Annotated in this window: 12 protein-coding genes; 9 read left to right on the forward strand and 3 right to left on the reverse strand. The window is 61.1% G+C overall.

Annotated features, from left to right (window positions below; genetic code table 11):
* Position 1 precedes the first annotated feature (1 nt).
* The 9 genes from ACQ7C1_RS13570 (at position 2) to nuoG (ending at position 10,084) form a co-directional block, all read left to right on the forward strand.
* Positions 2-1,477 (forward strand): NADH-quinone oxidoreductase subunit M, encoded by a 1,476-nt coding sequence (locus tag ACQ7C1_RS13570; protein ID WP_430958617.1) that lies wholly within the window; start codon positions 2-4, stop codon positions 1,475-1,477.
* Positions 1,474-2,913, forward strand: a complete 1,440-nt coding sequence (locus ACQ7C1_RS13575) for an NADH-quinone oxidoreductase subunit N (protein ID WP_430958618.1) — start codon at positions 1,474-1,476, stop codon at positions 2,911-2,913. Before ACQ7C1_RS13570 ends, ACQ7C1_RS13575 begins: the two co-directional genes overlap by 4 nt.
* 130 nt (positions 2,914-3,043) lie before the next feature.
* Positions 3,044-3,409, forward strand: coding sequence for an NADH-quinone oxidoreductase subunit A (locus ACQ7C1_RS13580; protein WP_430958619.1), 366 nt, complete (start codon positions 3,044-3,046; stop codon positions 3,407-3,409).
* Positions 3,397-3,900: a NuoB/complex I 20 kDa subunit family protein gene (locus ACQ7C1_RS13585; protein WP_097600733.1), complete on the forward strand. Its 504-nt coding sequence runs from the start codon at positions 3,397-3,399 to the stop codon at positions 3,898-3,900. Before ACQ7C1_RS13580 ends, ACQ7C1_RS13585 begins: the two co-directional genes overlap by 13 nt.
* Positions 3,897-4,433, forward strand: a complete 537-nt coding sequence (locus ACQ7C1_RS13590; RefSeq protein WP_430958620.1) for an NADH-quinone oxidoreductase subunit C — start codon at positions 3,897-3,899, stop codon at positions 4,431-4,433. Before ACQ7C1_RS13585 ends, ACQ7C1_RS13590 begins: the two co-directional genes overlap by 4 nt.
* A gap of 28 nt (positions 4,434-4,461) precedes the next feature.
* A complete protein-coding gene (nuoD, locus tag ACQ7C1_RS13595) occupies positions 4,462-5,676 on the forward strand; it encodes an NADH dehydrogenase (quinone) subunit D (protein ID WP_430958621.1) in 1,215 nt (404 codons plus the stop codon).
* Positions 5,677-5,692: 16 nt separating this feature from the next.
* Positions 5,693-6,202 (forward strand): NADH-quinone oxidoreductase subunit NuoE, encoded by a 510-nt coding sequence (gene nuoE, locus ACQ7C1_RS13600; protein WP_430958622.1) that lies wholly within the window; start codon positions 5,693-5,695, stop codon positions 6,200-6,202.
* Between the two features lie 4 nt (positions 6,203-6,206).
* Positions 6,207-7,472, forward strand: coding sequence for an NADH-quinone oxidoreductase subunit NuoF (nuoF, locus tag ACQ7C1_RS13605; protein WP_430958623.1), 1,266 nt, complete (start codon positions 6,207-6,209; stop codon positions 7,470-7,472).
* Positions 7,473-7,504: 32 nt separating this feature from the next.
* Positions 7,505-10,084 carry an NADH-quinone oxidoreductase subunit NuoG gene (gene nuoG, locus ACQ7C1_RS13610; protein WP_430958624.1) on the forward strand — a complete coding sequence of 860 codons (2,580 nt, stop codon included), beginning with the start codon at positions 7,505-7,507 and terminating at the stop codon, positions 10,082-10,084.
* Positions 10,085-10,160: 76 nt separating this feature from the next.
* On the opposite strand, the gene ACQ7C1_RS13615 is transcribed toward nuoG, so the two are convergent.
* From ACQ7C1_RS13615 to nuoH, 3 genes are read right to left on the reverse strand one after another with little or no spacing between them, the layout of a single operon-like run.
* Complete coding sequence (locus ACQ7C1_RS13615) at positions 10,161-10,601, reverse strand: CBS domain-containing protein (RefSeq protein ID WP_085779269.1); 441 nt, start codon at positions 10,599-10,601, stop codon at positions 10,161-10,163.
* A gap of 43 nt (positions 10,602-10,644) precedes the next feature.
* The gene (locus tag ACQ7C1_RS13620) at positions 10,645-11,211 is read right to left on the reverse strand and encodes an NADH-quinone oxidoreductase subunit I (protein WP_430958625.1); all 567 of its coding nucleotides are present in this window, start codon (positions 11,209-11,211) and stop codon (positions 10,645-10,647) included.
* Between the two features lie 10 nt (positions 11,212-11,221).
* Complete coding sequence (gene nuoH, locus ACQ7C1_RS13625; protein WP_430958626.1) at positions 11,222-12,223, reverse strand: NADH-quinone oxidoreductase subunit NuoH; 1,002 nt, start codon at positions 12,221-12,223, stop codon at positions 11,222-11,224.
* Positions 12,224-12,620: the final 397 nt, after the last annotated feature.

A 12,620-nucleotide genomic window follows, 5' to 3' on the forward strand; every position in this document is an offset into this window, starting at 1 on the left:
CATGGGCTTCCCGCTGCTCAGCCTCATCATATTCACACCCGTTGTCGGGGCCGCGGTTCTCATGTTCCTGCGCGATGACGATGTAGTGCGGTGGAGCGCGCTCTCTTTCACCGTCCTCGACCTTGCTCTTTGCATCGCCATGCTGGTCGGATTCGACACCAAGATCCATGCCATGCAGTTCACCGAGACGCACTCGTGGGTGCCCGCGCTCGGGATCAATTATGCCCTTGGCATCGACGGAATCAGCGCGCTCTTCGTGTTCCTGACCGCATTGTTGGGGTTGATCTGCGTGCTCGCCTCCTGGGTCGCGATCGACCGCAAGGTGAAGGAATTCATGATCTGCCTGCTCTTCATACAAGCGCTGATGCTCGGCGTCTTCTGCGCGCTCGATCTCTTCCTTTTCTACGTCTTTTGGGAGGCGATGCTGATCCCGATGTATCTCATCATCGGCGTCTGGGGCGGCGAGGGTCGGGTCTATGCGGCGATCAAGTTTTTCCTCTACACGCTGGCGGGCAGCCTCCTGTTCCTGATCGGCGTCATCGTGCTCTATTTCTACGGTGGCAGGACCTTCGATATCCTCGCTTTGACGGAACAGGATTTGCCATTCCGGATCCAGTCCTGGCTGTTCTTCGCCTTCCTGGTCGCTTTTGCGGTCAAGGTTCCGATGGTGCCGGTCCATACCTGGCTGCCGGACGCCCATGTGCAGGCGCCGACGGCGGGCAGCATTATCCTCGCCGGAGTGCTCCTGAAGATGGGCGCCTACGGATTCCTGCGGTTCTCGCTGCCGATGCTGCCGGAAGCATCGATGTATTATTCGCCGCTGATGCTGGCGCTTTCGGGGCTTGCGATCGTCTATGGCGGGTTGCTCGCACTTGCGCAGGACGATCTGAAGAAGCTTGTGGCTTATTCCAGCATCAGCCACATGGGCTTTGTGACGCTTGGGATTTTTGCGCTGAATCTCCGAGGGCTCGAGGGCGGTATCCTGCAGATGTTCAATCATGGCGTGACGACAGGCGCCCTATTCCTGTTCGTCGGGCTGATTTACGAGCGCACCCATACCCGCAGCATCGCCGACTATGGTGGGTTGATGAAGGTGGCGCCGGTCTACACCACGTTTCTGGCACTGTTTACCCTGTCGTCGATGGCGCTGCCGGGAACGAATTCGTTCGTGGGCGAGTTGCTGGTGCTGTCAGGCGGGTTTGCGGCCAATCTGGTCGCTGGCTCTGCCGCCGTTTTGGGCGCATTGCTGGGGGCTGCCTATCTGCTTGGCATGTACGGAAAAATCGCGCTCGGCCCGGCCAGCGTCGGTACCCGGTTGAAGACACGCGACGTGAACGCCCGTGAGATGGCCGCGATCCTGCCGCTGGCCGTCTTCGTGCTCTGGGTTGGGCTCTATCCGAAACCCTTCCTCGACATCATCGATGACTCGGTGAAGCATCTGCTGACGCAGATGAACAGTAAGGGGAGCGGCCCATGACCGCCGCCGCGCTTTTCCAGTCGGCCCTGGCGAGCCTGCCCGAGATCGTGGTGATCACCGGCGCCTGCATCCTGCTGATCCTGGGACAGTTTGTGCGAAGGGGACAGGAACATTTCCTTGTCTGGGCGTCTGTCGCGATCGTATTGATTGCCGCCTTGGCGACACTCATCCTGGCAAGCGAGATACGGCCAGCCTACACGGGCATGTTCGTCGCCGACCGCTTCTCGGTCTTCTTCAAGTTCGTTTTCTACCTAGCCACCGTTCTGACATTCCTGCTTTCGCTAAAATATGCCGATATCGAAGGGATCGGCAGCAGCGAATATTATGTCCTGCTGCTCTTTGCGCTTTCCGGCATGATGATCATGGCCTCGGCGACCGATCTCCTGTCGATCTATGTGGGCCTCGAACTGATGGTGATATGCACCTATGTGCTGACCGGCTTCCTGCGGCTTGAGCGGCGGTCCAACGAAGCAGCGCTGAAATATGTAATCCTTGGCGCGGTCTCGACCGGGATTTTCCTTTACGGCGTTTCGCTGGTCTACGGGCTCACCGGCACAACGCAATTGGACGGGATGGCTGCGGCCGTGACTGGCGATCCGCTCGATCCCGGATTGTTGCTGGCGGTGGTCTTCATCGTCGCGGGGCTGGTCTTCAAGGTCGGCGCGGTTCCCTTCCACATGTGGCTGCCGGACGTCTATGAAGGCGCGCCAACGACGATTACCGCCTTCATGTCGGTAGGCCCCAAGGCGGCGGGGTTCGCGGTGATCCTGCGGGTGTTCCTCAACCCTCTGGTCGCAGCCTCGGACGTCTGGATCATCGTTGCCGTCATTGCGGTGGTGACGACGGCGCTCGGAAGCTTCGTGGCGCTGGTGCAGGACAATTTCAAGCGTCTCCTGGCCTATTCCAGCATCGCCCATGCCGGCTTCGCCATTTTCGGCGTGGCCGCTGGTGGCGCCGATGGGATCGCCAGCGTCATGCTCTATCTGCTGATCTACGCTTTCATGAATCTCGGCATTTTCGGAGCCGTCATCATGATGCGGAACGGCGATGTCTCGGGCGAGGTCATCGAAGACTATGCGGGCTTCGCCAAGTCACATCCGGGGTTCGCGCTTCTGATGCTGCTCTATCTCTTCTCGCTGGCCGGCATTCCGCCGACCGCCGGGTTCTTCGCCAAGTTTTACGTGCTTGTCGCCCTCGTCGAGCATGGTTTCGTCATGCTGGCGATAATCGCCGTGCTGCTCAGCGCCGTCGCTGCTTATTTCTACATCCGCATCGTCATGGTGATCTACATGCGCGAGCCGAAGAGGGCGTTCGCCCCGGCGCTGACGCCTCTGGTGGGCGCGACGCTCGCCGTCACCGCCGCCGGCACCGTCGGCATCGGGCTATTTCCGTCGTGGTTCCTGAAGCTTGCCCAAGATTCGGTCCTTGGCGGGTGAGCGATTGGATTTGCAATGATCACACCGACGGAATAAACTTGGAGGCAGAGAAAGGATTGTCCAGTCGCGCCGTGGCGTGACCGACTTACCCGTTCGGGATGAACGGTCGGTGGGCAACCGGTGCAGTGATATGGCTGCAATGGAATTCTTACCGGTTCTTTTCATGATCGCCGGAGTCGTTCTGGTGGCGGGGGTGACGTTGTTCGTTTCCTCGCTGCTGCGCCCATCCAATCCCTATCCCGCCAAGAACATGCCCTATGAATGCGGTATGGAGGCCGCGGGCGAGGCGGCGGCGGGCCGCTTCAGGGTGCCGTTCTTTGTCCTCGCAATCCTGCTGGTCGTTTTCGACGTCGAAGCGATGTTCCTCTTTCCCTGGGCCGTCGTCCTGAAAGAGATCGGACTGGTCGGCTATATCGAGATGATCGTCTTCATATTGCTGCTTCTCGTGGGCTTCGCCTATGCCTGGCTGAAAGGAGCGCTGGAATGGGAGGCGTAAACAATGCGATTCGCGACAGCGTTCTGTTCACCACGGCCGACAGCATCATCAGTTGGAGCCGGAGGTCGGCGCTGTGGCCGGAAACCTTCGGCATTGCCTGCTGCGCCATCGAAATGATCTCGGCCGGTTGCGCCCGCTACGATCTCGACCGGTTCGGCGTGGTGTTCCGCCCTTCGCCGAGACAATCCGACGTCATGATTATCGCCGGCACAGTGACCCGGAAATTCGCGCCCGTCGTGCGGCGGCTCTATGACCAGATGCCGGAACCGCGCTGGGTGATCGCAATGGGCACCTGCGCTATTTCGGGCGGCGTCTACAACACCTATGCCGTGGTGCAGGGATCGGAAACCTTCGTGCCAGTCGATGTGCATGTGCCCGGCTGTCCGCCCCGGCCCGAGGCGCTGATGCACGGCTTCCTCCTGCTTCAAGAAAAGATCAAGAAGTCCCGGGCGCTCGCCGGCACACCTCTGGATCGGGTTATAGCGTCATGAGTGCGGAGCCGCCCCTCAATCGCGCTCCGATCATGGAGCGCTTCGGAGAAACAATCGACGACCTCGGCACTGCGCACGGTATCGACGTCTTTGCCGTTCCACCCGAGAGGGTCGTCGAGTTCTGCCGTTTCCTGAAAGAAGATCCGTCGCTGCAATTCAATTTCCTGTCGGACATTTGCGGGGTCGATCATTATCCCGAAACGCCGCGGTTCGAGGCGGTCTACCATCTTTATTCGCTGCCCAACAGGTGGCGGGTCCGCATCAAGTGCCGGCTTGGCGATCCTCCCGAAGTGCCTTCGGTCACGGGAGTCTGGCGCACCGCCAACTGGCATGAGCGTGAGGCCTGGGACATGTATGGCATCCGGTTCGAGGGACATCCCGATCTGCGCCGGATCTACATGTGGGAAGGCTTCGAGGGCTTTCCTCAGCGCAAGGATTTCCCTCTCAGGGGCTATAAGGACAAGTTGAACCCCTTTGGTGCCGAAGGTCCGCCGCCAACGCAGCCCGACCTTGCCACCAGGGACATTCCGTAAGGGGGCCGTTCTACGCCGGAACATTGAGATGACTGAAGTCACCGAGCTCAGCAGGCCTGAGGGTGAAGCGCTCAATACCAGGGAGGTGCTTCTCAACCTCGGTCCGCAGCACCCCAGCACCCATGGGGTTCTTCGGCTCGTTCTCGAGCTGGACGGCGAGTTCGTCGAGCGCGTCGATCCGCATATCGGCTATCTCCATCGGGGCACCGAAAAACTGGCGGAGAGCTTCACCTATACCCAGATTTTCCCACTGACAGACCGGCTCGATTATCTCTGTCCGCCTTCGAACAACCTCGCCTTCGCGCTGGCGGTGGAGAAACTCCTCGGCATAGAAGCGCCGATCCGAGCGCAATATATCCGCGTGATGATGGCCGAGCTGGCACGAATCTCCGGTCACCTCCTGATCACGGGCGCGCTGCCGATGGATCTCGGCGCTATGACCGCGCTGCTTTACGTCATGCGCGAGCGCGAAATGATCATGGACCTCCTGGAAATGATCACCGGTGCGCGCATGCACACTTCCTTCTGCCGGGTCGGCGGGGTGCGCGAGGACCTGCCTAACGGGTTCTTCCCCAAGATCCGGGAGTTTTGCGACATTTTCCCGAACCGTATCCGCGACTATGAGCGACTGCTCGAAGACAACCGGGTGTTTCTCAATCGCACGAAGGGGGTCGGCGTGATCTCCGCAGAGGATGGCATCGATCTCGGCCTCAGCGGCCCGAACCTGCGTGCTTCCGGTGTCAACTGGGACATCCGCCGCGACGAGCCCTACGAGATCTATGACAGGCTGGCGTTCAACGTCATCACCCGTGACGAGGGCGATTGCTATGCACGCTGGCGATGCCGCGTCGATGAGATGCGCGAGAGCATAAGGATCATCGACCAATGCATCGACCAGATGCCTGAGGGGCCGTTCCAGATCGACGTGCCGACAATCGCCTTCCCACTGGACAAGGATCGGGTGCACTGCTCGATGGAGGCGCTGATCCAGCATTTCGACCTGTCGGCCTACGGCTTCAAGGTGCCGAAGGGCGAGGTCTATTCGGCAATCGAGGCGCCAAAGGGCGAGCTTGGCTTTTACATCATCAGCGACGGGTCGCCAAAACCGTTCCGCATGAAGGTGCGGGCACCCTCGTTCGTCAACCTTCAGGCCCTCTTCGGGGTCACCAACGCCCGCTATCTGGCGGACATGATCGCCGTGCTCGGCAGCCTCGACCCTGTGATGGCGGAGGTGGACAAGTAGCAAGGATTTGAATGCGATGACCATGCGCGAAAAGATCGAAGAGGCGGCGGCGCGGTATCCCGACCAGCGCTCTGCGATCATGCCCGCGCTCCTGATCGCGCAGGAAGAACATGGCCATCTGCCTGGGCCAGTGCTGGAAGAGGTCGCCGACATTCTCGGAGTCGAGCGAATCTGGGTCTACGAGCTGGCGACCTTCTACACCCTCTTCCATACCGAACCGGTGGGGATGTTCCACCTGCAGCTCTGTAACAATGTTTCCTGCTTGCTGTGCGGATCGGAGGACCTGCTAGACCATCTGGAAACGATGCTGGGGATCAGGAAAGGCGGCACCACCCCGGACGGGCTGTTCACGCTTTCGACGGTCGAATGCCTCGGCGCCTGCGAGATGGCCCCGGTGATGCAAGTCGGCGACGATTACCACGGCCACCTTGATGTGACGCGGATAAACGCACTGTTGGACAGCCTGCGGGCGATAGCGGGAGCCGCAAGCGTCGAACACGCCTCTGCGCGGCTGCCGGGGGAGTAGCGCCATGTTCGAGCCGGTTCTTCTGAAAAATGTCGATGTGGCGGACGGTCATTTGGTGTCGACTTACGAGGCTGGCGGCGGCTATCAGGCGCTGGCGAAGGCGTTGCGCGAGCACACGCCTGACGAGGTTATCGACCTCGTCAAACGGTCCAACCTGCGCGGTCGCGGTGGTGCCGGATTCCCAACGGGCATGAAATGGGGTTTCGTGCCGAAGCGCACCGGCAAGCCGACTTACCTGTGCTGCAACGCCGATGAGGGCGAGCCGGGCACGTTCAAGGACCGGATCATCATGGAGCGCGACCCGCATCAACTGATCGAGGGGCTGGCGGTCAGTGCATACGCGATCGGGGCCGAAACCGCCTATGTCTACGTTCGCGGAGAATATGTGACGGCGATCCGTCGTCTGGAGCAAGCGATCGCCGAGGCCCACGCGAAGGGCTATCTCGGAAAGCGCATTCTAGGCTCGGATTTCAATTTCGCGGTACACATACACTGCGGCGCCGGCGCCTATATCTGCGGCGAGGAGACTGCGATGCTCGAGTCGCTCGAGGGCAAGCGGGCGCAGCCGCGATTGAAGCCGCCGTTTCCAGCCGTGGCCGGGCTCTATGCCAGCCCGACTGTAATCAACAATGTCGAGACGCTGGCCTGCGTGCCGCATATCGTGGCGCGGGGCGCGGACTGGTTCCGCGGCATCGGCCCGGACAAGAGCCCCGGCCCGAAGCTCTACTGCCTCAGCGGACAGGTGCGCAAACCCGGTCTCTACGAGTTGCCGATGGGCATACCGCTGCGCGAGCTGGTCGAGGAACATGCCGGCGGGGCCTTGCGGGGACGCAAGATCAAGGCAGTGATCCCGGGCGGGGTCTCAGCGCCGGTCATCCCTGAACACGGGCTGGAGGTGAGGATGGATTTCGACTCGCTGGCTGCCGCCGGCTCGATGCTCGGTTCGGCTGGCGTTATCGTGATCGACGATAGCACCTGCATGGTCAGGGTCGCCACCAGGATTGTCGAGTTCTTCCACCACGAGTCCTGCGGCAAGTGCACGCCCTGCCGGGAAGGATTGAACTGGGTCGTGAAAGTCCTGCGCCGGGTTGAAGGCGGGGATGGCGCACCCGGCGATCTGGAGCAGCTGGAGATGCTCTGCAAGGGCATTTTCGGCAATACGTTTTGTGCCTTGGGTGACGGTGCAGCGATGGGATTGCGGGCAGCACTCAAGCATTTCCGAGATGAGTTCGTCGTCCATGTCGAGGAGCGGAGGTGCCCGTTTCACTGAAGGAGTGTGCTGGATCAGGATTGTGAGGAACCATGCTTAAAGTCACGATCGATGGACAAACGCTGGAAGTTGAGGCTGGCTCGACGGTGCTGCAGGCCGCCCGGCATTTGGGCATCGATATTCCGACCTTCTGCTATCTGAAGCGTCTGCCGCCGCTGGCCTCCTGCCGCATGTGTCTGGTGGAGATCGAGGGCCTCCGGCGGCTGCAGCCGTCCTGCGCTACTGCGGCCACCGATGGCATGGTCGTGCGGACGAATACGCCTCTGATCGAGGAAACGCGCTCTTCCATGCTCGACATGCTGCTCGCCAATCACCCCCTCGACTGCCCGATCTGCGACAAGGGCGGCGAATGCGAGCTTCAGAACATGGTAATGGCCTATGGGCCCCGCGAAAGCCAGTTCCGCGATGACAAACGTGTGTTCCACTCCGAGGACATTCGCCTCAGCCCGGTTATCATCATGAACGTCAACCGCTGCATCCAGTGCCAGCGCTGCGTCCGGATGTGCGAGGAGGTCGTCGGCGCGGTGGCGCTGGGCACCGTCGAGAAAGGCATGGATACCGCCGTCACCGGATTCGAGGGCAGTCTGGCGAGTTGCGACCAGTGCGGCAATTGCGTCGAGGTCTGCCCGGTCGGCGCGCTGATGAGCTTCCCCTACCGCTACAAGGCGCGCCCCTGGGATCTCGTAGAGACCGACACCATCTGCCCGCATTGCGGCACCGGTTGCCAGCTGACAGTGGGCACGCGCAAGGGCGAGTTCATGCGGGTGCGCTCGAAGTGGGACGAAGGTGTCAACCACGAAACTCTCTGCGTGCGAGGACGCTTCGGCCTCGATTTCGTTGCAAGCCGGGACCGGATCAAGCAGCCAATGATCCGTCAGGATGGCGCCCTGGTCCCGGTTTCCTGGGACGAAGCGGGGGATTATCTGCGCCGGCGACTGTTGGCTGTCGAGAGCACGGAGGCCGGCGGGCTGGTCTCGCCTCGCCTGCCCAACGAGGTGCTTTATCAGTTCCAGAAGCTGATGCGAACAGTATTCCGGACCAACAACATTGATTGTTCGTCACGCTGGGCCGCGCCCTTCGATACGCTCGGCCCGCTATTGGGAACTTTCTACAGCCGCACACCGCTGGCCGACGTAATCGGCAACGACTGCGTGCTCGTCGTCGGCGGCAACGTGACCGAGGAGAATCCCGTCACCGAATACCTGCTGCGAGACGCCGCGCGGCGGCGCCAGGCCGGATTGCTGATGCTTTCGGCGCGGCCCTCGCGCCTGGACGCCGATGCCAGGGTGGTGGTACGCGTGCCGCCGGGCGGAGAAGAGGCAAGCCTTGCGGCGGTGGTAGCCGCGCTCATGGCGGTGGCCCGTCAGACCTTGCCGGGCGACGCATTTGCGGACATCGGGGCGATGGTCGGCAGGCCGGCAGCGGGCACCGGCAGCGACGGGCCGGATCGTCTGGCCACCGCGCTCAAGGAAGCCCGTAGCGTCACCGTGCTTGTCAGCGTCGACCTCCTGAGATCACCCGAAGCGCGCGCGACGCTGCTGCAGCTCTACAACCTGCTGCAGGTTCTCCGCCTGCTAGGCAAAGGCCCGGCGATGCAGTTTCTCTTCGACCGTGCCAACCAGCTGGGCGCCTGGGACATGGGGGTCCTGCCGGCGGCTCTCCCGGGGCTGCGGGCCGTCGCCGATGACGCGGCGCGCGCAGCTCTTGCCCGAAACTGGGGCGCCCAAATCCCGTCTGAACCCGGTGCGAATCTCGATGCCATGCTGGAGCTCTCCATCGGTGGCCGGATGGGCGCTTTCTACATCGTCGGAACCGACCCCCTGGTCGCCTATCCCGACCGGGACTTTGTGACGCGGGCGCTTGGCGCAGTTGATCTCCTGATCGTGCAGGACGCGTTCCTCACGGAAACGGCGGGCATGGCCGAGGTCGTCTTGCCCGCGGCGGGATACGGCGAGGAATCCGGAACGTTCACCAACAACGAGGGCCGGATCCAGAATGTTCGGAAATTCCGTGAGCCCGTCTTCGACGCGCGAGGCAATCTGGCGATTATCGACTTCGTCGCCGCGCTACGTAGCAAGGCGTTGCCGCCATCGACGCGAGGCGAAATTTTCGACGAGATTGCCCGGCTGGTTCCGGCCTATCAGGGGTTGACGCAGGACGGACTTGGCGCCGACGGCGCATTCACCAAGGCGGTGCCAACATTATCGGCTGGCGTGTTCCTTGCGCCGCCGTCCGCTCCAACAGCGGCCGACCGGCTCATGCTGATCACCGGCGACTGCCTGTTCCACAACGGATATCTTTCCGAACGGTCGGACACGCTGAACACAGTCGCCAACGATCCCTATGTCGCGATGAGCGCGCAGGATACTGCGGAGCTTGGCCTTTCGGATGGCGATCAGGTAATCGTGCGTTCCAGCCAGGGCGAACTGTCGGCGCAGCTCAAGGTCGACAGGCGGTTTCCCAAGGGCCTCGTCTTCGTTCCGGAAAACTATAGAGCCTTGCGTCTCAACAGCCTGCTGCGGCGGGGCGAATATCCATGCGCGGTGGAAGTCCAGAAGGCGCATGCCACTCCTGACGTCGCCCCCCCAGGCCGGATCTGGCGCGGGGTTTGAGGATTTGGGATCGGGGGCACCGCAACACTCCGTGGCAAGCTGTCCGCCCCAGCGTCATTACATCGAGTGGGCGGCGTCAGTGATACCTGGTCCCGCATATGTAATCCTGCAGCTCCTGCTCTGTACGCTGCGCTTCGTCGAGCCTGTGCTTAACCACATCTCCGATGCTGACCACGCCGACAACGTTGCCTCCATCCGTGACCAACACATGGCGCGTACGCCGCTGGGTCATGATCCCCATCGCGACGGGTAGCAGATCTTGTGTCGAACACGTCGCGACATTGCGGTTCATGATGTCCGCGACCCGCATCGCCGCTGCGGCGGCCCCGTATTCCGCCACCGCATTGCAGCAATCCCGCTCCGACACTGTACCGAGGTATTTGCTGTTTGATCGGCTCACGACGACGAAGCCGATATTGTTGTCTCGAAACAACCTCAGTACCTCCACCATCGTCTGATCGGGGGCGACTGCGATGACACCGACACCCTTGTTCTTCATGATTTCACCGACAAACATCTGAGCCTCCTGTTCGAGCGCTTCGGTTTGATGGCTGGCGCTTTCATGTTCGCCGGATATTCCGCCACCAGTTGTAGCCGTGCGTCTCTTTCGTCTCGACGAGTACGTCCTTCTTCGTATTCAGGCGCGCGGCGACCACGCCACCGCCGGTTGCCGCCTTACCCGGCTTGGCGAGCAGATCGTCGCGCCCGATCACCAGGTCAGCAGAGGAAAAACTGGAAAATTCGTATTGTTGCCCAAGCGCGATTGCATCCGCCGGGCAGGCGTCCTCGCACAACCCGCAGAACAGGCAGCGGGCTGTGTCGATTTCAAATTTCGCCGGGTGCCGGCTGCCCTTCTCGTCCTCGTACGGGACGACTTCGATACAGTCGCAGGGACAGATCCGCGCGCAGAGTTCGCAGGCTACGCACTTGATCTCGCCCTCTTCGTCACGCTTCAGAAAGTGATGCCCGCGGTAACGCGAGTAGGGTAGCCATTTTTCGTTGTCCGGATATTGCATGGTCACGGTTTTGGAGAACAGATATCCGAAGGTCAGAGCCAAGGCATTCGCCAGATCGGCGAAGAACGCCCAGCCAACCCATGTTCCAACTCTGTCCTGCGCGCGCGACATCGCCGCCTCGCTACGGGGTCGTTACGACCCCTAAAAGTATACCGGTTATAATTATGTTCGCCATCGACAGAGGAAGCAAGACCTTCCATCCGATCGCCATCAACTGATCGTAGCGGTAGCGGGGGAAAGTGAAGCGGAACCAAATAAACACATAGACGAAGAACGCGACCTTGAGAGCAAACCACAGGAGCGGCGGCAAGGGAATCAGAACACCGTTCCAACCGCCGAAGAACAGGATCACCACCAAGACCGACACAAGCAATACGATGGCATATTCGCTGACCATAAAGAAGGCAAAGCGGATACCGCTGTATTCGGTATGGAAGCCGGCCCCTAGATCCCCTTCCGCTTCCGCCAGATCGAAGGGAATGCGCTGCGCTTCGGCCAATCCGGCGACGAAGAACACCAAGAACCCGACCGGTTGGTAGACGATGTTCCAGACATCGGCCTGCGCCCGCACGATCTCGAGAAGGCTCATGGACTGCGCCAGCATGACCACGCCGATGACCGCGAACCCCATCGGGATTTCGTAGCTGATCATCTGGGCGCAGGTTCTGAGGCTGCCCAGGACAGCGTATTTGCTGTTGGAGGCCCAGCCGCCAAAGATGACGCCATAGACCTCGATCCCGATCACCGAGAAAACGAAAAGAAGCGCCACATTCATGTTGGAGACGTAGAGCGTGATCCCGTGGCCGAGGACCGAGACCGTTTCGCCGAAGGGGATCGCGACGAACACCACAAAGGGCGGAGCGAGCGCCAGGATTGGCGCCAGTTTGAACAGGAACCGGTCGGCCTCGGCCGGGATGTGATCCTCTTTCGTCAAGAGCTTGATTCCGTCCGCCACCGGCTGCAACAGCCCGTGCCATCCCACGCGCATCGGCCCCATCCGCTGCTGGATGTGCCCGGCGACCTTGCGTTCCAGCCAGGTGAGCGGCAATGGTAGCAATAGCAGGGTCGCAATCAGGAACGCGACCTTCAAGACGATTAGGCCAAGGGCGACGATAAGTTCCATGATCCGGACTACTTATTCATCGGGTTGAAGCGCGCGACCGGGCTTTGTCTCCGGCTCGACAATGAGCACTGCGCACACTTGTCAGACTACATGGTACAACGGCGACGCACCTCACACAATGCCGTCGCCGTTGTGCCGTTTGCCGTCGCTGGCTATGATGCCTTCGGGCTCAGGACGTTTTGAGAAGAGTAGTTCGCTGTGCGAGATGAGGCTTCGCGTTTCCGCCTGTTGCACCGCGCGGTCCTGCGTATCAGAAACCGCCGAGGCTCTCATCGCTGCCGAATGAAAGTTCCCTAGCAGGTCAGCTGGCGTCCGGGGAGCTGGACGCCCGGCAGAAACGCAAAAGCTCCTCGAGGGTATGTCGAGGCGCTTTCTGTCAAGCGACTTGCAAGTTGAA

The sequence above is a fragment of the Rhizobium sp. Nf11,1 genome (assembly GCF_050587665.1).
GTDB lineage: Bacteria > Pseudomonadota > Alphaproteobacteria > Rhizobiales > Rhizobiaceae > Rhizobium.